The organism is Glycomyces dulcitolivorans (assembly GCF_003265355.1).
In the GTDB taxonomy this organism is placed as follows: Bacteria; Actinomycetota; Actinomycetes; order Mycobacteriales; family Micromonosporaceae; genus Glycomyces; species Glycomyces dulcitolivorans.
The window spans coordinates 30,670-49,477 of sequence record NZ_QFRW01000080.1; the positions used below are offsets into that span (position 1 = coordinate 30,670).

Below are 18,808 nucleotides of genomic sequence, written 5' to 3' on the forward strand. Positions count from 1 at the left end.
CTGCAAGCGAAACCGCCGGTCGCGTTCGCGACCGGCGGCTTCGGGTGTGTCCAATCAGTCAGTCCTGCAGCAGCGGCAGCAGCTGGTCGCCCTGGCGCTCGATCTCCCGCAGGTACGGGGTGTCGGAGAGGACGAAGTGGGTGATGCCGAGCTCCTGGTACCTGCGCAGGGACTTCGCCACGTCCGCGGGGGAGCCGACGAGCCACGTGGTGCCCGCGCCGCCGCCGCCGAACTTCCCGGGCGTCGTGTACAGGTTGTCGTCGAGGACCTCGCCGCGCTCGGCGAGGTCGAGGAGGCGCTGCTGGCCGACCGCGGTGCGGCGGTGGGCGTCGCGCAGGTACTCCTGGTTGCCGGCGGCCATGGTCGCGACCTTCGCCTCCGCGTCGGCCCAGGCCTCCTCGGTCGTGTCGCGCACGAACGTGGTGATCCGCAGCCCGAATTCGAGCGGCGCGTGCTCGCGGCCGACCTCCTCGCTGAGCTTCTTGAGCCGCTCGATGCGCTCCCGCACGCCGCCCAGGGGCTCGCCCCAGAACAGCTGCACGTCGGCCTCGGCGGCCGCGACCCGTTCGGCCGCTTCGGAAGCGCCGCCGAAGTAGAGCTTCGGATGCCTGCGCTCGCCGTTCACGACGGGCTTGAGCTCCAGGGACGAGTCCTTCACCTGGAAGTGCTCGCCCTCGAACGTCACGGACTCCTCGGTCCAGAGCCGACGCACGACCTGGATGAACTCCTTGGTGCGGGCGTAGCGGTGCGCCTGGTCGCCCTCGCTGTCGCCGTACGCGGCGAGGTTGTCCTGGCCCGAGACGATGTTGACCAGGACCCGGCCGCCGGTGAGGTGGTCGAGGGTGGCCGAGGCGGACGCGAAGTTCGCGGGGCGCCAGTAGCCGGGCCGGATCGCGATGAGGGGCTTGAACGTCGTGGTCCGGGCCGCGAGCGCGGTGGCGACGGTGAACGTGTCCGGGCGTCCCCAGCTGGTGCCGAGGAGCGCGCCGCCCCAGCCGTGGTCTTCGAGGGCCTTCGCGTGGCCCGTCAGCGTGTCCAGGCTGTTGTGGCCCTCGACCGTGTCGTCGCCGCGGTGGCCGGGGCGGGCCTGATTGGGGATGTACCAGAGGAATTCGGCGCTCATGTGTCTCCTTGCGGGGCATGGGGAGCCGGGCCTCGCGCCGAGGCGTCGCGCTGAGTATGGCCTAGCTCACTCTTGATTCTCTATTAATCCTATCGTTAAAGTATAGATTATGCGAACGCTGCTCCTCTACTCCCGGCGCGAGATCGATCTCGTGCACTTCGCCGGTGCGCTGTGTCGGCGCTGATCCCCGATCAGACCCATGCCCATCGCACAGAAGAGACGCAGCAATGTCCGAACTCAGCAAGTCCATCGAAAGCGCCGAGAAGGCGAAACCCAAGTGGCCCTGGGCCGCCGGAGCCGCGGCCCTGGTCCTCATCGCCGGCGTCGCCTGGTTCGGCGCCACCCGCGCCGCAGGTGAGGACGACGCGGGAGCCCAGAGCAGCGAGCCGGTCAGCGGCGGCACGCTCGAATTCGCCCTCATCGACTACCAGCGCAGCCCCGACCCCCAGTGGGGCACGAACTACGCCGAATCGACCATCGGCAACAACATCACCGACAAGCTCACCTGGCAGGACCCCGACACCGGCGAGATCACGCCGTGGCTCGCCGAGTCCTGGGAGTACAACGACGACCTCACCGAGTTCACCTTCCACCTCCGCGACGACGTCACCTTCAGCGACGGCACCCCGTTCGACTCCGAGGTCGTGAAGGCCAACTTCGACCAGTACGTGCACGGCGACGAGGCCCTGGGCATCAACCCCAACGGCGCCCAACTGCTCTCGGGCTACATCGAGACGCTCACCCCCGACCCGTACACCGCCGTCGTCCGCTTCGAGCACCCGCTCGCGAGCTTCCTCCAGGCCAGCTCGTTCACCGCGAACGCCCAGCCCGGGTTCCTCTCCCTCTCCACGCTCGCGCTCAGCGCCGAGGAGCGCACCGACCCGACCAAGATCATCGGCACCGGCCCGTTCGTCTACGAGTCCTGGGAAGAGCAGGTCAAGACCGTCCTGGTCAAGCGCGAGGGCTACGACTGGTCCCCGCCGGCGCTCGGCCACGACGGCGAGGCCTACCTCGACCGGATCGTCTTCAACACCATCCCCGAAGCGAGCGTGCGCACCGGCTCGCTCGTCTCCGGCGAGCTCGACGCGACCCTGGACGTCGGCACCACCGACGAGCAGCCGCTGAAGGACCAGGGCTTCGAGATCATCAGCCGCGGCGTCTCGGGCACCTCGATCTTCTTCAACCTGAACTCATCGTTGTTCCCCACCAACGACATCGCCGTCCGCAAGGCGATCCAGCTGGGCTGGAACCGCGAGGCGATCGAGGACACCGTCCTCACCGACTCCTACTCGATCGCCGACTCGGTCCTGGCGCCCTCGGTGCAGGGCCATGCCGACTACAGCGACTCGGTCCTGCGCTACGACCCCGACGAGGCGAACCGGCTCCTCGACGAGGCCGGCTGGACGGTCGGCGACGACGGCATCCGCGTCAAGGACGGCAAGCGCCTCGAAGTGAAGCTCCTGGGGATCAACAACCTCGTCGTGAACAAACCCGCGTACGAGTCGATCCAGCAGGACCTCAAGGCGATCGGCATCGACCTCCAGCTCACCGTCGTCCCGATCCCCGACTACACCGCCGCGTTCGCGACCGCCGCGACCGACTGGAACGTGGTGGCCGCCAACCGGTCCCGCAACGACCCGGCCGTCCTCAACCTCCTGTACGGGCCGACCCTCGGGAACGCCTCGTACGTCACCGCGGACTCCACGGGCGTCGACGCCGCCGAGGTGACCGAGGTGCTCGGGAAGCTGGAGACCACGCTCGACCCGGCCCTGCGCGACGAGTACGCCAAGGCCGCCCAGGACCTCCTGCTGGAGAAGTACGCCCTGGTCAGCCCGGTCTACAACCCGTCGCAGGTGATCGCGCACGCCGACTACGTGCACGGGATCGTCTTCGACGCCCAGTCCCGCAACCACTTCGTGGACGCCTGGAAGGGCAACGGCAAGTGACGGACCGCGGCGGCCGGTCGCCCGGCCGCCGCGACCGTCCTGAAAGGAGAACCCGTGCTCCGGTACGCCGCATTGAAGACCGGCCGCGCCCTGTTCGTGGTCTGGGCCGCCTTCACCCTGACCTTCGTCCTGCTGTTCGTGCTCCCCGCGAACCCCGAGGACCTCCTGTTCGACCCCACCGAGCTGAACACGATCCCCGAGGAGGTCCGGGAGCAGGTCGCCGCCAACTACGGCTTCGACGAACCCGTTGTGGTGCAGTACTTCCAGCGCCTCGGCCACGCCCTGGCCGGCGACTTCGGCAACTCGGTCCAGTCCGGGAAGCCCGTCACCGAGGCCGTCCTCGGCGTCCTCCCCAGCACCCTGATCCTGTCGGCCGGGGCGCTCGCGCTCGCCGCGCTCATCGCCTACGCGATCGCCCTGACCGCGACCTCGACGCGGCGTCCGTGGCTGCGGAACCTCGTCGAATCGCTGCCGTCGGCCGCCGTCTCGGTGCCGGTGTTCCTGTCCGGCATCCTGCTGCTCCAGGTCTTCGCGTTCCGCCTCGGCTGGTTCCCCGCCTTCGGATCCGACGGCCCCGCGAGCCTGGTGCTGCCGCTCGTGACGCTCGCGATCCCCGTCTCGGGGCCGATCGCGCAGCTCCTGGTGCGCCGCTTCACCGCCGAACTCGAATCGGGGTACGTGACCACGAGCCGTGCCAAGGGCGCCACGCGCGATCAGATCGTCAAGGGCGACGTGTTCCGCAACGCGAGCCTCCCGGCGCTCACCATCACCGGCGTCACCTTCGGCAACCTCATCGCCGGATCGGTGATCACCGAGACCGTGTTCGCCCGCGAGGGCATCGGGCGCTTGACGCAGACCGCGATCAACACGCTCGATGTGCCTCTCGTGCAAGGGATCGTGGTGCTCGTGGCCGCGAGCTTCGCGCTCATCAACCTCGCCGTCGACCTCGTCTACCCGCTGTTGGACCCGCGCCTGCGGGCCACGCTCGCGGCCGCGACGGCTTAGGGGGACGAGATGACCGCAATAGCCGCCCCGCCCGCCGCCCGCCTCGGCGAGCTCGCCCGCCAACCGGTGCTCGTCGCCGCCTGGATCGTCGTGGCCCTGGCCGTCGGCTGGGCCCTGTTCCCGCAGCTGTTCACCTCCTACAGCCCCTACACGGGCGACTCGGGCGCGAGCTTCGCGCCGCCGAGCGCCGATCACTGGTTCGGCACCGACAGGCTCGGCCGCGACCTGTACGCGCGCTGCGTCTACGGCGCCCGCACCACGCTCACCGCGACGCTCCTGGCCGTCGTGATCGCCTTCGGCCTCGGCACGGTCATCGGGCTGGTCGCGGGGTACTTCGGGAAGCTCTGGGACAACGTGATCATGCGGGTCGTGGACGTGTTCCTGTCGATCCCGAGCCTGCTGCTCGCGATGGTCGTGGTCTCCGTCCTCGGCTACTCCGCCAACAACATCGCGCTCGCGGTCGGCATCTCCTCGATCGCCTCGTTCGCGCGGGTCATGCGCTCCGAGGTGCTCGCGGTCGTGAACCAGGACTACGTGAAGGCCGCGTACGGCGCCGGCGTCGGCCGCCTCGCGGTGATGGTCCGGCACGTCGTCCCGAACTCGCTCAGCTCCGTGATCGCCTTGGCGGCCTTGGAGGTCGGCACCGCCGTCCTCGCCGTGGCCTCGCTCGGGTTCCTCGGGTACGGCTCGCCGCCGCCCGAGCCAGAGTGGGGGCTCCTGGTCGCCGAGGGCCGCGACTTCGTCGCCGTCCACCCGTGGATCTCGATCCTGCCGGGCGCGGCGCTCGCGCTCGTCGTGATCGCCGCGCACCGCATCAGCACCTCGCTCAGGAAGGACCCGCGACGATGACCGAGGACCCGCTGCTCCGCATCGACGACCTCACGGTCGAATACAAGTCCGCCAGGCACTGGGCGCCCGCCGTCCGCGGCGCCTCGCTGCGGGTCGAACCGGGCGAGTTCGTCTCGCTCGTCGGCGAATCCGGCTCCGGCAAGACCACGCTGGTCCAGGCCGCGCTCGGACTCCTGCCGCCATCGGCGCGCCAGAGCGCCGGGACCGTCCACTACTCCGATGTGGACGTCACCGGCTGGAGCGACCGGCGCATGGCCCTCGTGCGCGGCAACTACGTCGGCTTCATCCCGCAGGACCCGAACACCTCGCTGAACCCGGTCAAGAAGATCGGGCAGCAGGTCATCGAGGCCGTGCGCTTCAACGAGAAGCAGAAGCGGGACGCGGCGGCGTGGAAGGAGGCCGCCCTGGAGAGCCTGCGCACGGCCGGGCTCGCCGACGCCGAACGCGTCTTTGCCCAGTACCCGCACGAGCTGTCGGGCGGCATGAAGCAGCGCGCGCTCATCGCGATCGCGCTGGCGGGCAAGCCGAAGCTCATCCTCGCCGACGAACCCACGAGCGCCCTCGACGTCACGGTCCAGCAGCGCATCCTCGACCACCTCGCCGGGCTCCGCGTAGACCTCGGCATCGGCATCCTCCTGGTCACGCACGACCTCGGCGTCGCACTCGACCGCTCCGACCGCATCGCGGTCATGCAGGGCGGCGAGATCGTTGAGGAGGGCCCCGTCGCCGAGGTCATCGAGCACGCCGCCGACCCGTACACGCGGCGCCTCCTCGACGCCGCCCCCGCCCGCCACACCGGCCGGCTCGAACCCGCCACCGGCACGCGTGCCGAGGACCAGCCGATCGCCCTGCGCGCGAACGACATCGAGAAGACGTATCGGCTGAGGGGCCGCGGCCGCCGCGAACTGCGCGCCCTCGGCGGCGTCGACCTCGAAGTGCGCCAAGGCACCACGCACGCGATCGTCGGCGAGTCCGGCGCCGGCAAGTCCACCCTCGCGCGCATCCTCGTCGGCTTCGACGCCCCCGACGCCGGCACCGTCCACCTCGGCGACCGCGAACTCACCGGCCTGGGCCACCGGCAGCTGCGCGAGCTGCGCAGCGACCTCCAGTTCGTGTTCCAGAACCCGTTCACCTCCCTCGACCCGCGGTTCACCGTCGAGAAGATCGTCGCCGAACCATTGCGCGCCTTCAAGATCCCCGGCGACCGCCGCTCGCGGGTCGTGCAGCTGCTGGAGGCGGTGGCCCTCGACGAGTCCCACCTCGGCCGCCTGCCCGCCGAGCTCTCCGGCGGCCAGCGCCAGCGCGTCGCCATCGCGCGGGCGCTCGCGCTCAATCCGGAGGTCCTGGTCCTGGACGAGGCGGTGAGCGCCCTCGACGTGTCGGTCCAGGCGCAGATCCTCCAGCTCCTGGTGGACCTCCAGGGGGAGTTCGGGCTCGCGTACGTGTTCGTGACCCACGACCTCGGGGTGGTCCGCCTCATCGCCGACGACGTCACGGTGATGAAGGACGGCGCGGTGGTCGAGTCCGGCCCGGCCGTGAAGGTCTTCGAGGCGCCCGCCCAGGACTACACCCGGGAGCTGCTGGCCGCGGTCCCCGGCGCCCGGCTCGCACCCGCGAACGTCCGATTAGGAGACTGCCGTGTCTGATCATCTGCACCTCAACGTGAACATCCTCAACGCGGGCGTCTTCGGCGGCTCGTGGCGGCTCCCGGGCACCGACGCCCTCGCGAGCTACGGGATCGAGCACTACACGTCGATCGCGAAGAAGGCCGAGGCCGCGAAGCTCGACGCGGTCTTCCTCGCCGACGGCCCGCTCCTGGACCCGTCGATCCGCCACCGCGCCGGCAACAACCTGGAGCCGACCACGGTCCTCGCGCGCATCGCTGCCCAGACCGAGCGCATCGGGCTCATCGGCACGCTCTCCTCCTCCTACAACGACCCCGACGAGCTGGCCCGCCGCCTCGGCGACCTCGATTACGTCGCCGGCGGCCGCTTCGGCTGGAACGTGGTCACCACGGCCGGCCCGGTCGCGGCCCGGAACTTCGGGCGCTCTGGGGAGCCCGAGCACGCGTCCCGCTACGCGCGGGCGGCTGAGTTCACCGAGCACGTGGTGGCCTCGTGGGCCGCCCGGGCCGGCCTCGTCTCGCCCCAGGGCCGCCCGGTGGTGGTCCAGGCGGGCGGGTCGAGCGACGGCCGCAAGCTCGCCTCACGGGTCGCTGAGGTCGTGTTCTCCGCTGACCAGGACCTGGACCACGCGCGGGCGTTCCGGGCGGAGTTGCGCGCTGGTGCGGTTCGGTACGGGCGACGCCCGGAGGACCTGGTGGTCCTGCCGGGGTTGTCGACGGTGATCGGCTCGACCGAGGTGGAGGCCAAGGCCCGCAGGGATCTTCTCGACGACCTGATCCCGGAGGTGTACGGGCGCGGCCGGCTGTCGGGCCAGCTCGGGTTCTCTGTCGACGAGCTGGAGGACGACGAGCCGTTCCCTCTAGATCGGCTGCGGGACCCCGACGTGGTTGGCGGTTCGCAGACGTTCTACGGGATGGTGAAGGGCATCGTGGAGCGCGAGCGCCCGACCCTGCGGCAGCTGCTGCGCAAACTCGGCGGCGGCTTCGGGCACCGGATCGTGACCGGGACGCCCGAGCAGATCGCTGACGACATCGAGCTGTGGTTCCGCGCTGGCGCGGCCGACGGGTTCAACGTGATGCCCGATGTCCTGCCATCGGGCTTCGACGACTTCGCCGACCATGTGGTGCCTGAACTTCAGCGCCGCGGCCTGTTCCGCCGCGAGTACGAAGGAGCCACGCTGCGCGCCCACCTGGGCCTGGGCCTCCCCGCAGCGCCGGAACCCGGCTCGGTCCGGGCCCTGTTCGTCCAGACTTCGGAGGTCGCATCATGAGCACGTTCGTCCAACTGGCTTTCGCGGTCGGCGAGCCCGCCGGGCGCGGTGGGCCAGCGGTGCTGAGCCTGGCCGACGCCCGTGTCGCGGCTGCGCTGGCCGAGCAGACCGGCGTCGCCGCGATCCGGCTGCTCGACCGTGCGGTGGCGGGCCAGGCCCTCGAACCGACGGTCGCCGCCGCGTATCTCGCAGGCGCGCATGGCATCGCGTTCGTCCCCGAGCTGTCGACCACCGGAAACGCACCCTACAACGCGGCCCGCAGACTCCTGTCGATCGACCGCGCCACCGGCGGCCGCCTCGGCGTCGCGCTCCTGCCCGGGGTCGGCGACGAGGTCAGCGACGCGGGGCGTCCGGTCGCAGCCGATTCGGTCGAGCGCTGGCGCGAGTACGCGGGTGTGCTGACGCGGCTGTGGGAGTCGTTCCCGCGCGAGGCGCTGGTGGGGGACCAGGAGGCGGCGCTGTTCGCCGACGACGAGCTCATCCACCCGATCGGCCACGAGGGCGACCTCTACCGGGTCGCGGGGCCGATCGACGGCCCTTCTTCGGTGCAGGGCCGTCCGGTGATCGTCGCCGACCTGGCCGCGACCGGCTGGGCGGCGGTCGCGGCCGCCGCCGACGCGGTCGTGGTCGAACGCGCCGACACCCCGGAAGCCGATGCGGCCCTGGCGGATGCACTGCGGACCGCGGGGCTGCCCCGCTCGGAGACCGCGCTCATCGGCCGAGTGCCGATCACCGACCTCACCGACCCCGCGGGACTCGCCGCCGAACTCCACGCCTGGGCCGAAACCGACCGCCTCGACGGACTGGAGCTGGTCCCCACCGGCGACCTCGAAGCGGTCTCGGCAGTCCTACGGGAGCTGGTCCCGCTCCTCATCGATCCGGCTCCGGCCCCAACCCTGCGCGCCGCCTTCGGTCTGCGCGAGGCGGTGGCGTCATGACCGCCCACCGGCCACAGCCTCCGGGCCGAAGTTTCGGCTCCGCCCCCTCCCCGCGCCTGCGTGCGGGCCGCTTCTACCGGAAGGCGATCGCATCGTGACCTCCGAATACACCGTCGCCGGCATCCGCATTGCAATCTCACCGGTCCTCGACCGGCTCCGCGAGGGCGCCGCCGAGCGCGAGCGTGAGCGCCAGTACGCCTTCGAGGAAGTGAAAGCCCTTGCGGCCGAGCGCATCACCCTCACCGGCATCGCCGAGGCGGACGGCGGCGCTGGCGGGACCGTGCGCGACGTCGCCGACCTGGTCATCGCGATCGCCCGCGCCGACTCCAACGTCGCCCAGGCCCTGCGCTCCAGCTTCCTGACCGCCAACCAGGTCGCCTCCCGCACCGACCTGCCGCACCGCGACGTCATCCTCCGGCGCCTCCTCGACGGACATCTCTTCGCGGGCACCGCGAACGAGCGCTCCGGCGGCGCCAGCGGCTCCGTGCACACCGTGCTCCATCGCGACGGCGAGGACTGGATCGTCGACGGCGAGAAGTACTACTCCACGGGCGGCCTCTACGCGGACTGGTTCACCGGGTCCGCGAAGAGCGAGGATGGGACCGTGTACGGCTTCACCGTCCCGGTCGACCGCGCGGGGGTCGAGCGGCTCGACGACTTCGACGCGGTCGGGCAGCGCCTCACCGCCAGCGGCACCACCCGCCTGAACGCCGTCCGCGTCGGCGCCGACGAGGTCGTCGCCCGGGACAACTCGCGGCTCGACATCCCGTGGCTGGGGGCGTTCGCGCAGCTGTACCTGTCGGCGATCGAGGCGGGGATCGCCGCGGCCGCGCTCGACGACGCGTCCTGGTTCGCCCGCGAGAAGGCCAGGCCCATCAAGCACTCCAGCGCCGATAAGTCCACTGAGGACCCGTATGTGCGGGAGACGGTGGGCCAGATCGCGTCGCGCGCCCACGCCGCGCGCTCGGTGGTGCTCCTGGCCGCCGAGGCGATCGAGGCCACCCGCGGGCTCACCGGCGCCGAGGCCCGCGCGGCCGGCGTCGAAGCGTCCGTCACGGTCGCGCAGACCGGCGTGATCGCGATCGAGTCCGCGCTCAAGGCCGCTGAGCTGGTGTTCGACGTCGCCGGAGGCTCGATCACCAACCGGTCGCTCGGCTTCGACCGGCACTGGCGCAACGCCCGCACCGTCGCCAACCACAATCCGCGCCAGTGGAAGGCCGCCGTGGTCGGCGCCTACCGCATCTCCGGCGAGGAACCGCCCACGACCGGTCTCTTCTGACAACCCCTTCGAAAGGAACGACATGACCCTCGAAGCCACCCGCGTCCTCGGCCGCACCGGCGTCCCGCTCACTCCGCTCACCTTGGGCGCCATGAACTTCGGCGGCGCCCAGGAGGAGGGCGAGAGCATCCGCATCATCCACGCCGCCCTCGACGCCGGGATCAACGCGGTCGACACCGCCGACGTGTACACCCAAGGCCGCTCGGAGGAGGTCGTCGGCAAGGCGATCAAGGACCGCCGCGACGACCTGTTCCTGGCCACCAAGTTCCACGGCCAGATCGGCGACAACCCGCTGCACAAGGGCAACTCGCGCCGCTGGATCCGCCAGGCCGTCGAGCACTCCCTGCGCCGCCTCGGCACCGACCACATCGACCTGTACCAGGCCCACCGGCCCGACCCGGCCACCGACCTCCTCGAAACCCTCCAGGCCCTCAACGACCTGATCCGCGAAGGGAAGATCCGCTACTACGGCACCTCGGTCTTCCCCGCGCACCAGCAGGTCGAGGCCCACTGGCTGGCCGAGAAGCACGGCCTGGTCGCCCCGCACACCGAGCAGCTGCCGTACTCGCTGCTCATCCGCTCGGTCGAGCGCGAGGTCTTCCCCGTGGTCGAGAAGTACGGGGTCGGCGTCATCTCCTACGGCCCGCTCGCCGCGGGCTGGCTCTCGGGCAAGTACCGCCTCGGCGGCGCGCAGCCCGAGTCGGCGCGGTCCGGGCTCATCCCGGGCCGGTTCGACATCGAGGCCCCGCAGAACGAGCGCAAGCTCGCCGCCGCCGACGCGCTGGCCGTCCTCGCGGAGGAGAGCGGCCTGACCCTGGTCGACCTCGCGATCGCGTTCGCGCTCAACCACCCCGCGATCTCCAGCGTCATCATCGGCCCGCGCACCCAGGAGCACCTCGACGCCTACCTCAAGGCCGTCGACGTGCAGCTCAGCGACGAAATCCTGGACCGGATCGACGAGATCGTCGCCCCCGGCACGCACTTCCTCGAACGCGACACCGGCCGGGACACGCCGTCCCTCCAGCCGTCCGCCCTCCGCCGCAAGTAATCCCAGAAAGGCACTGCACACATGTCATACGGCGCTTTCGAAACCGCCTACGCCGCCGCCGAGGACCGCTACGAGCGCCTCGCCTACCGGCGCGCGGGCCGCACCGGCCTCGACCTGCCCGCGCTCTCGCTCGGTCTGTGGCAGAAGTTCGGCCGCGACTACGCGTTCGAGACGCAGCGCGAGATCATCCTGCACGCCTTCGACCTCGGCATCACGCACTTCGACAACGCCGACCGCTACGGGCCGCCGCACCGCGCCGCCCAGCAGGTCTACGGCCGCGTCCTCACCGAGGACCTCGCCCGCTACCGCGACGAGATCGTCCTCTCCACCAAGGCCGGGAATGCCATCAGCCCCAGCCCGTACCACAAGGGAGGCTCCCGCAAGTCGCTGCTGAACTCCCTGGAGCACAGCCTCCGCGACCTCGGCACCGACTACGTGGACGTGTTCTACCACCACCGGCCGGACCCGACCACGCCCCTCGAAGAGACCACCGGGGCCCTCGCCGACGCCGTCCGCCAGGGCAAGGCCCTGTACGTCGGCGTCTCCAACTACGCCCCTGAGCAGGCCCACGAGGCCGCCGAACTCCTTCGCGCCCACGGCGTTCAGCTCCTGGTCCACCAGCCGCGCTACTCGATCTTCGACCGCAGCCCCGAACTCAACGGCCTGCTCGACACCGCCGCCGCCGACGGCTTCGGCCTCGTCGTCTACTCCCCGCTCGCTCAGGGACTCCTCACCGACAAGTACCTTGTGGACATCCCCGCCGGGGCGCGCGCCGAGAACAGCAACTTCCTCAAACCGGACGTCATCGACGCGGTCTACCGCGAAAGGGCCGCCGCCCTCAACGAGCTCGCGAAGGAGCGCGGCCAGTCGCTCGCGCAGCTCGCGCTCCAGTGGGTCCTGCGCCGCCCCGAGGTCACTTCCGCGCTCATCGGCGCCAGCTCCACCTGGCAGCTCGACCACAACGTCAAGGCCCTCGACTTCCCGCCGCTCACCGACGACGAGCTCAAGGTGATCGACGAGCACGGCGTCCACGGCACCGGACTGAACCTCTAGCCATGGGCGGGAACACGAACGGCGCCCGGCGCCTGCGACTCGGCTTCCTCCTCCACCTCGACGGCGACCAGGAGCCCGCCCGGGCCTACCGCGACGCGATCGAGCTGTTCCAGGCGGCCGAGGAGCTCGGGTACGACTCCGGCTGGGTCATCCAGCGGCACTTCCGCCAGGGCAACGAGCACGTCTCCGCGCCCCTGGTCGTGCTCGCCGCGATCGCCCAGCACACCAAGCGGATCCGGCTCGGCACCGGCGTCCTCGTGCTCCCGCTCGAAGACCCCCTCCGCGTCGCCGAGGACGCGGCCACATTGGACGCACTGTCGGGCGGCCGGCTCGAACTCGGCGTCGGCTCCGGGCCCTTCCCCGGCGCCTGGGAGGCCTTCGGCCGCGACATCGACGAGCGCCACCGCCTCTTCGACGCCGCCGTCAAGCACCTCCACGACGTCCTCGACGGCAAGGCGCTCAACGGACTCGGCGAAGTCCTCCACCCGCCCGGGATCGGCGTGCGCCGGCGCCTGTGGCAGGCCACCACCAGCGACCCGTCCCTGGCACTCGCGGCGGCGGCCGACGCCGCGAAGGCCGGGGACGGGCTCCAGCTCTCCCGCGCCACCGCCTGGCGCGGCGGCACCCTCCTCGAAGCCCAAGAGCACCAGGCGAACACGATCGACGCCTACCGGGCCGCCTGGTCCTCGCCCGAACCGCCGCGCGTCCAGGTCTCCCGCGCCGTCTACCCGCATCCCGACCGCGAGCAGGCGGTCCGCCTCGTCACGCCCGGCGTGCGCCGCTGGCAGCAGTGGTTCGCCGCGAAACGCGACGTCGCCGACCTCTCGGTCGACCAGTACCTCAAAGGCGACCGGACCCTCCTCGGCCCCGCCGAGGACCTCGCGGCCGAACTCGCCGCCGACCCCGCCCTCGAACACATCACCGACCTCCTCGTCTCCTTCGTCCCCGGCGCGCCCGACCTCGACGAGCACCTGCGCCTCCTCACCGACACCGCCCGCGACCTCGCCCCGCGCCTCGGCTGGCGCCCCGCTGAACAGGAGCACTGATGTCCGTCACCGCCCGCTACGGCGATTCCGAAGCAGAGCTCAAGGCCGTCAACGACATCGTCCGCGTCCAGCTCGCGCACCGCTCCGTGCGCAAGTTCGGGCCCCGCGGCGTCACCGACGAGGAGCTGACCACCCTCGTCGCCGCCGCCCAGTCGGCGCCGACCTCCTCGAACCTCCAGCCCTGGAGCGTCATCGCCGTCCGTGACCCCGAACGCAAGGCCCGCCTCGCCCACCTCTCCGGGCAGCAGGACTTCATCGCGCAGGCGCCCCTGTTCCTCGTCTGGATCGCCGACCTCGGCCGCGCCCGCCGCCTCGCGGCCCGCCGCGGCACCTCGGTCGACGCCGCCGACTACCTGGAGACCACGCTCATCGGCTTCATCGACACCGCGCTTGCGGCCCAGAACGCGGTGACGGCCGCCGAGTCCCTCGGCCTCGGCTCGGTCTTCGTGGGCGCCATCCGCAACCGCACCGAGGAGGTCGCCGCGGAGCTGAAGCTCCCGCCGCACACCGTGGCCGCCTTCGGCCTCGCCGTCGGCGAACCCGACCCGACCGAGGCCGCCGACGTCAAGCCGCGCCTCCCGCAGGCCGCGGTGCTCCACCGCGAGCAGTACACCGAGGCCGCCGACGACCACATCGACGTCTACGACGAGCGCCTCACCGCCTACAACGCCCGCTTCGGCCTGGCCGGGAACTGGACCGACCGCGTCCTCGCCCGCCTCAAGGGCCCCGAGTCGATGGGCGGGCGCCACAGGCTCCGCGCGATTCTCGACTCCCTCGGGTTCCCTTCGCGCTGAAGGAGAGAGGCCGTTCTCGCACCGGGGTGAGAGCGGCCTCAGTGGAGTCTCGCCCTTGATCGACTTCGCCGGCCGTGCGAGGATGCGCAAGCGAGACCCCTGTTTCCCCCTCCCCGGAAGGACCCGTCCCGTGCGACGCGTATCCCGCCTGGTCGTCCCCGTCAACGCCGCCATGCAGTCCTCGATGCGGCGCCAGACCGCCGACGTCGACGGCTTCTTCGACCGAATGGTCCGCCAGGCCGAGGCCGCCTCCGGCGGCACCGCCCGAGGGGACGAGGAGTTCCTGGAGGGCTACCGCTACCTCCTGCGCCAGGTCGCCAAGGTCCGCACCATGTCCCCGCTCGGCTGGGCCGGCTTCTCCGCGGACCTCAAGGGCCGCATGACCAACCGCTTCCGCGTCCGCCGCCTCGTCACCGAGAACCCCGAGATCCTCGACGAGCCCATCGAGCGCCCCATCGTCGTCACCGGCATGCCCCGCACCGCGACCACCCTCGCGCACAAGGTCCTCGCCTACCCCGAGGGCAACCGGGCCCCGCTCATGTGGGAGCTCCAGGCCACCGACCGGTTCGACATCGACCCGAAGGTCCGCAAGCGCCGCATCAACGTCGCCCGCGCCTCGGCCCGCTTCGGGCACTTCTTCTCACCGGTGCTCCCCGACATCCACGCCATGGAGCCCGAGTCCCCCGAAGAGTGCGTCTTCGCACTTCCCCACGGCCGCAACCAGCTCGTGACCTTCCGGATGCCCGGCTACCGCAACTGGCTCGACGAGCACGACTTCCTGCCCGACTACGAGTACTACCGCCAGGTGCTCCAGGTCCTCCAGTTCGGCGCGCCGAAGCGCCGCTGGGTCCTCAAGTCCCCGTACCACCTCGAACACCTCGGCGTCCTCATGAAGGTCTTCCCCGACGCCCAGATCGTGTGGACCCACCGCGACCCGAACACCGTCATGGGCTCCTGGTGCTCGCTCATGGAGACCGGCGTGGCCATCTGCAACCGCGAGTACGACCCGCACCAGATCGGCCAGGACTGGCTCGACATGCTCTCCCGCGTGGTCGAAATCGGTCGCGACGTGCGCACCACGCTCGCCCGCGACCGCGTCGTCGACGTCTCCTACCACCAGCTCACCGCGAACCCCTACGACGAGCTCCCCGGCATCTTCAAGCGCCTCGGCATGGACTTCACTCCCCGCGACGAGCAGAACCTCCACGACGTCCTCGCCCGCCCCGGCATGAAGCGCGGCCACGAGTACAGCCTTGCCCACTACGGCCTCGACCCCGACATGATCGACAAGGCCTTCGGCGACTACACCCGCATGGTCCACGCCATGCGGTGAACCCGGTGACGCCGCCCCCGCCGCGACCTAGGATTGCGGCGGGAGGCGGCCATGACCGAACTGACACCTGGCTTCACAGGGCGCCGGCGCGCGGCGAACGACCGCGTGCCGCCCGGCCAGTACCTGACCGACGACTTCCCGGTGCTCAGCGCCGGGCCGACGCCTTCGGTCAAGACCGACGCGTGGACGTTCACCGTCACGACCGAGACCGGCGAGCGCCGGGTCTGGAACTGGGGCGAGTTCGCGGCGCTCCCGCACGAGACCCCGACCGTGGACATTCACTGCGTGACGAGATGGTCAAAACTAGACACGACTTGGCGAGGAGTCAACGCCGACATCCTCCTGTCCGACCTCAAGACCGAAGCGACTTACGCGGTGATCCACTCCTTCGACGGCTATACGACGAACCTCCCGCTGCAGGACATCCGCAACGGGCAGGCCTGGGTCGCAACGGGATACGAGGGCAAGCCGCTCCACGCCGAGCACGGCGGGCCGGCGCGCTTCCTCGTCCCGCACCTCTACTTCTGGAAGTCCGCCAAGTGGGTCTCGGGCATCACCCTCCACACCGAGGACCGGCCCGGCTTCTGGGAGCGCGGCGGGTATCACGACTACGGTGACCCGTGGCTCGAACAGCGCTACCAGGCGGGGTTCTGAGCGGTATGGCAACCGGAAACTGGCAGAAGGCCCGCCTGGTCGAGCGCCGCGAGGAGACCGCCACGGCCGTCACCCTCGTCTTCGAACCCGACGACTGGCCCGGCCACCTCGCCGGCCAGCACGCCGACATCCGCCTCACCGCCGCCGACGGCTACACGGCGTCCCGCTCCTACTCGATGGCCGCCCCCGCCCGGAACGGCCTGGTCGAGTTCACTATCCAGCGGGTCAACGACGGCGAAGTCTCCACCTACCTCTGCGACGACCTCCCCATCGGCGCCTACGCCGAGGTGAAAGGCCCGGTCGGAGGCTGGTTCATATGGCGCGAGCAGGAAACTCACCCCGTACTCCTGATAGCAGGAGGCTCCGGGATAGTCCCGCTACAGGCGATGATCCGCCAACGCCGCGAGGCCGCTTCCCGAGCACCATTCCGCCTGATCTACTCGGTCCGCACCCCGGCTGACGTCATCTACGCAGACGAACTGACCCACCCCCGCATCGCTGATGGCGGCCTCGAAACGGCGATCCTCTACACCCGCAAGGCCCCCGAATCCTCCCGCCGCCCACCCGCCCGAATCGGCCTCGCCGACCTCAACACCCACGGCTGGCCCCCGGACTTCCAACCCACCTGCTTCGTGTGCGGCCCAAACGGCTTCGTAGAAACCGCCGCCAAAGCCCTGATAGCCCTCGGCCACGACTCCCACCGAATCAAGACCGAACGCTTCGGCTGAATTGCCTTGGAGCCGTTACGTGAAGGGCGTGAAGGCGATCTGGTCGCCTTCGTCGAACAGTGGGAGGAGCGAGCTCGCCAGGTCCCGCCGGAAGTAGGAGAGCAGGACTTCCACGCTCGACTGCTCGAAGAACTCCCATTTGCGCCCCTCGCCGGTATAGGCGGCGACCTGCCATTGCGCGGGGAGTGTGCCCGCTTCGGCGATCCAGAAGAGGTGGACCGCGTCCTCGGTCTCGCCCCAGTGGATCACGGTCACGTCGCGGCCCTGGAGCGGAGGCGGGACGTTCTCGGGATGGAGCGCCCATTTGGACTTGAACTCCTCGTCCCAGTAGAGACCGTCGTTTCGGAGGCTGACCGGAGTCCGTTCGTCCGGTCCGAAGACGTACAGGTAGTAGTTGAACATTCCGGCACCGAAATTGTCGATGAGCTCCGTGTAGTCCGGAGGCACGGCGAATCCCAATGCGGATTGAATGGACTGCCAATCGGTCTGGGGCGCCGCCGGCTGCATGCCGGTCAACTGGGCGAGCTCGCTGAGTCGTTCGCTTACCATGCTGGCTCCTAGGTCCAGTTGACACTGTCGCCGTCGAACGGAGTATAGCCCGGCTCCTGCTTGGGATCGGCGACGTTCGGAACGGTATGGGTGATGCTGACCGGCGGCTCCTGGCCGTCGACCGTCTCGGCCTTGAGGTGGAGTGCGGTGGGCACCTTGCTGTCTCCGGAGTATTCGAGCTCGACCGTGTACTGGACCTCGCGTCCGGATCCGCCGTTCTCGGGCGACTTGACGGCGTCGGCGACGGCGTTCTCGAAGTCCTTCATGGCGGGGTCGTTGGCGTTCCGGTGGAGGGTCACGAAGTTCTCGTAGTCCTTCCACCGGTCGTCCGGCAGCGTTCCCTTGTTGTCGACGGTGGCGCGGTCCTGGTCCTGGAGGTCGATGTGGTTGGTCCCGCCGAGTTGCGCCCCGAGAATGTGCCCGCGGTTCATTCCGACTTGGCCGACTTCCTTTCCGGGAGGAATGCCGTTGAAGCCGTAGTGGCCCATCTTCTGCGTCTTGGACTGGACCGAGGTGAATTCGCCGTCCTTCAACGTCACCGTCATCTCGGTCACGCGACCCTGGTCGTCCCTCGTGTATTTCGGGTTGTACTTCGGATCCGCGTTCTTGGTCGGCTCGGTCGGCTTGTCGGAGCGCTTCCGCGGCCGCTTCGGCGGCCCTTCGCCGCCCGTCGGCTTGGCCTTGCCCTTTGCACCGGTCGCTCTGGCCTTGTCGGAGTCGCCCTTGTTGCTCGTGCCGTCGAGTTTGGTGCGGCCGACCCGTTTCTTGCGCTGGTGAAGGCCGAGCAGCCCGATCAGCACGGGGACGAGTGCGGTCTGGAGGATGAAGCGGCGCATGGTGGTCACCCGAAGAGGAGGTCGCGGAGGGCGGAGATGGAGTCGATGAGGCCGGTGATCCAGCCGAAGATCTTGCCGACCCATTCGGTGATCCTGATGACGGCCTTGGGGATGACCCACGCCGCGCCGATGCCGACGGTGAACGCGACTTCGGCGGCCCAGGCGATGAGGGAGCCGATGCACTCGGCCACGAAGTCGCGCACGAACTCGCGGACCATGGTCACCAGCTGCCCGGCGCCGCGCGTCGCGGTCGCCATCGAGAGCGTCGTGCCGCCGATGCAGCCGAGGAAGTCCGCGTTGATGTCGCCCATCTCGCGGTAGGCATCGGCGGCCTCGCCGTCCCACGATTCCACGTCGGCATCGATGTACGCGGCCATCTGCTCGGATATCGCAAAGCACTCGTTGGCGATGTTGTCCCACGTCATCGCATGGGCCTCAACGAGGGTCGGATTCCCGGCAAGCATGTCGAGGGCCTCCTGCAGGGGTTCGACGTGCTCGATGAGCCACCCCACCCCCGCGGAGGCGAGCGTCCCGATCGGGTCGATGACCGCGCCGACGGTCTCCAGGGCGACGCCCAGACCGGCGACGGACGCGTCGATCCAGGACCCGGAGTCGATGGCCATCGCCAGGCCCGCATACGACTCGACGATGCCGGCGCCGGCGAATCCGGCGCCCGGCTGCGGCGGGACGTCGCTCTCTGTGGCTACGAGGTCGTTCATGGGTTCCCGCCCC

At 70.2% G+C, this 18,808-nt stretch carries 18 protein-coding genes; 14 read left to right on the forward strand and 4 right to left on the reverse strand.

The annotated features are described in order from the left end of the window. Positions 1-58: 58 nt before the first annotated feature. Positions 59-1,123: an LLM class flavin-dependent oxidoreductase gene (locus DI269_RS07675; RefSeq protein WP_112134507.1), complete on the reverse strand. Its 1,065-nt coding sequence runs from the start codon at positions 1,121-1,123 to the stop codon at positions 59-61. 227 nt (positions 1,124-1,350) lie between these two features. On the opposite strand from DI269_RS07675, the gene DI269_RS07680 reads away from it, so the two are divergent. The 14 genes from DI269_RS07680 (at position 1,351) to DI269_RS07745 (ending at position 16,691) form a co-directional block, all read left to right on the forward strand. Continuing rightward, a complete protein-coding gene (locus DI269_RS07680; RefSeq protein WP_112134508.1) occupies positions 1,351-3,069 on the forward strand; it encodes an ABC transporter substrate-binding protein in 1,719 nt (572 codons plus the stop codon). Between the two features lie 54 nt (positions 3,070-3,123). Next, positions 3,124-4,074, forward strand: a complete 951-nt coding sequence (locus tag DI269_RS07685; protein WP_112134509.1) for an ABC transporter permease — start codon at positions 3,124-3,126, stop codon at positions 4,072-4,074. A gap of 9 nt (positions 4,075-4,083) precedes the next feature. Continuing rightward, entirely contained in the window at positions 4,084-4,923 is an 840-nt protein-coding gene (locus tag DI269_RS07690; protein ID WP_112134510.1) for an ABC transporter permease, read from the forward strand. Further along, positions 4,920-6,569, forward strand: a complete 1,650-nt coding sequence (locus DI269_RS07695; RefSeq protein ID WP_112134511.1) for a dipeptide ABC transporter ATP-binding protein — start codon at positions 4,920-4,922, stop codon at positions 6,567-6,569. The genes DI269_RS07690 and DI269_RS07695 overlap by 4 nt, the downstream gene beginning before the upstream one ends. Further along, positions 6,562-7,818 (forward strand): LLM class flavin-dependent oxidoreductase, encoded by a 1,257-nt coding sequence (locus DI269_RS07700; protein WP_112134512.1) that lies wholly within the window; start codon positions 6,562-6,564, stop codon positions 7,816-7,818. The genes DI269_RS07695 and DI269_RS07700 overlap by 8 nt, the downstream gene beginning before the upstream one ends. Continuing rightward, the gene (locus tag DI269_RS07705; RefSeq protein ID WP_112134513.1) at positions 7,815-8,756 is read left to right on the forward strand and encodes an LLM class flavin-dependent oxidoreductase; all 942 of its coding nucleotides are present in this window, start codon (positions 7,815-7,817) and stop codon (positions 8,754-8,756) included. The genes DI269_RS07700 and DI269_RS07705 overlap by 4 nt, the downstream gene beginning before the upstream one ends. A 94-nt stretch (positions 8,757-8,850) precedes the next feature. Continuing rightward, positions 8,851-10,035, forward strand: a complete 1,185-nt coding sequence (locus DI269_RS07710; RefSeq protein ID WP_198667240.1) for an acyl-CoA dehydrogenase family protein — start codon at positions 8,851-8,853, stop codon at positions 10,033-10,035. 22 nt (positions 10,036-10,057) lie between these two features. Further along, positions 10,058-11,083, forward strand: coding sequence for an aldo/keto reductase (locus DI269_RS07715; RefSeq protein ID WP_112134514.1), 1,026 nt, complete (start codon positions 10,058-10,060; stop codon positions 11,081-11,083). 21 nt (positions 11,084-11,104) lie between these two features. Continuing rightward, positions 11,105-12,136: an aldo/keto reductase gene (locus tag DI269_RS07720; protein ID WP_112134515.1), complete on the forward strand. Its 1,032-nt coding sequence runs from the start codon at positions 11,105-11,107 to the stop codon at positions 12,134-12,136. A 2-nt stretch (positions 12,137-12,138) separates the two neighbouring features. Then, on the forward strand, positions 12,139-13,182 hold the full coding sequence (locus tag DI269_RS07725; RefSeq protein ID WP_112134516.1) for an LLM class flavin-dependent oxidoreductase: 1,044 nt from the start codon (positions 12,139-12,141) through the stop codon (positions 13,180-13,182). Further along, on the forward strand, positions 13,182-13,976 hold the full coding sequence (locus tag DI269_RS07730; RefSeq protein WP_112134517.1) for an NADPH-dependent oxidoreductase: 795 nt from the start codon (positions 13,182-13,184) through the stop codon (positions 13,974-13,976). Before DI269_RS07725 ends, DI269_RS07730 begins: the two co-directional genes overlap by 1 nt. A 130-nt stretch (positions 13,977-14,106) precedes the next feature. Beyond that, positions 14,107-15,309, forward strand: a complete 1,203-nt coding sequence (locus DI269_RS07735) for a sulfotransferase family protein (RefSeq protein ID WP_157974826.1) — start codon at positions 14,107-14,109, stop codon at positions 15,307-15,309. Between the two features lie 51 nt (positions 15,310-15,360). Next, positions 15,361-15,963: a molybdopterin-dependent oxidoreductase gene (locus tag DI269_RS07740; protein WP_112134519.1), complete on the forward strand. Its 603-nt coding sequence runs from the start codon at positions 15,361-15,363 to the stop codon at positions 15,961-15,963. 5 nt (positions 15,964-15,968) lie between these two features. Continuing rightward, positions 15,969-16,691: a ferredoxin reductase gene (locus tag DI269_RS07745; protein ID WP_112134520.1), complete on the forward strand. Its 723-nt coding sequence runs from the start codon at positions 15,969-15,971 to the stop codon at positions 16,689-16,691. A 15-nt stretch (positions 16,692-16,706) separates the two neighbouring features. Here DI269_RS07745 and DI269_RS07750 read toward each other — a convergent pair whose 3' ends face one another. Genes DI269_RS07750 through DI269_RS07760 form a run of 3 tightly spaced genes read right to left on the reverse strand, consistent with a single transcriptional unit; the run spans position 16,707 to position 18,795 of the window. Next, a complete protein-coding gene (locus tag DI269_RS07750) occupies positions 16,707-17,240 on the reverse strand; it encodes an SMI1/KNR4 family protein (RefSeq protein WP_112134521.1) in 534 nt (177 codons plus the stop codon). Positions 17,241-17,248: 8 nt separating this feature from the next. Further along, a complete protein-coding gene (locus DI269_RS07755; RefSeq protein ID WP_232822668.1) occupies positions 17,249-18,076 on the reverse strand; it encodes a DNA/RNA non-specific endonuclease in 828 nt (275 codons plus the stop codon). Between the two features lie 5 nt (positions 18,077-18,081). Continuing rightward, entirely contained in the window at positions 18,082-18,795 is a 714-nt protein-coding gene (locus tag DI269_RS07760) for a hypothetical protein (RefSeq protein ID WP_112134523.1), read from the reverse strand. Between the last annotated feature and the right edge of the window lie 13 nt (positions 18,796-18,808).

Excerpts from the sequence above, each read along its gene's own strand:
- DI269_RS07675 (WP_112134507.1), bottom strand. The coding sequence starts at position 1,123 with ATGAGCGCCGAATTCCTCTGGTACATCCCCAATCAGGCCCGCCCCGGC.
- DI269_RS07680 (WP_112134508.1), top strand. The coding sequence starts at position 1,351 with ATGTCCGAACTCAGCAAGTCCATCGAAAGCGCCGAGAAGGCGAAACCC.
- DI269_RS07690 (WP_112134510.1), top strand. The coding sequence starts at position 4,084 with ATGACCGCAATAGCCGCCCCGCCCGCCGCCCGCCTCGGCGAGCTCGCC.
- DI269_RS07695 (WP_112134511.1), top strand. The coding sequence starts at position 4,920 with ATGACCGAGGACCCGCTGCTCCGCATCGACGACCTCACGGTCGAATAC.
- DI269_RS07705 (WP_112134513.1), top strand. The coding sequence starts at position 7,815 with ATGAGCACGTTCGTCCAACTGGCTTTCGCGGTCGGCGAGCCCGCCGGG.
- DI269_RS07715 (WP_112134514.1), top strand. The coding sequence starts at position 10,058 with ATGACCCTCGAAGCCACCCGCGTCCTCGGCCGCACCGGCGTCCCGCTC.
- DI269_RS07720 (WP_112134515.1), top strand. The coding sequence starts at position 11,105 with ATGTCATACGGCGCTTTCGAAACCGCCTACGCCGCCGCCGAGGACCGC.
- DI269_RS07725 (WP_112134516.1), top strand. The coding sequence starts at position 12,139 with ATGGGCGGGAACACGAACGGCGCCCGGCGCCTGCGACTCGGCTTCCTC.
- DI269_RS07730 (WP_112134517.1), top strand. The coding sequence starts at position 13,182 with ATGTCCGTCACCGCCCGCTACGGCGATTCCGAAGCAGAGCTCAAGGCC.
- DI269_RS07740 (WP_112134519.1), top strand. The coding sequence starts at position 15,361 with ATGACCGAACTGACACCTGGCTTCACAGGGCGCCGGCGCGCGGCGAAC.
- DI269_RS07745 (WP_112134520.1), top strand. The coding sequence starts at position 15,969 with ATGGCAACCGGAAACTGGCAGAAGGCCCGCCTGGTCGAGCGCCGCGAG.
- DI269_RS07750 (WP_112134521.1), bottom strand. The coding sequence starts at position 17,240 with ATGGTAAGCGAACGACTCAGCGAGCTCGCCCAGTTGACCGGCATGCAG.
- DI269_RS07755 (WP_232822668.1), bottom strand. The coding sequence starts at position 18,076 with ATGCGCCGCTTCATCCTCCAGACCGCACTCGTCCCCGTGCTGATCGGG.
- DI269_RS07760 (WP_112134523.1), bottom strand. The coding sequence starts at position 18,795 with ATGAACGACCTCGTAGCCACAGAGAGCGACGTCCCGCCGCAGCCGGGC.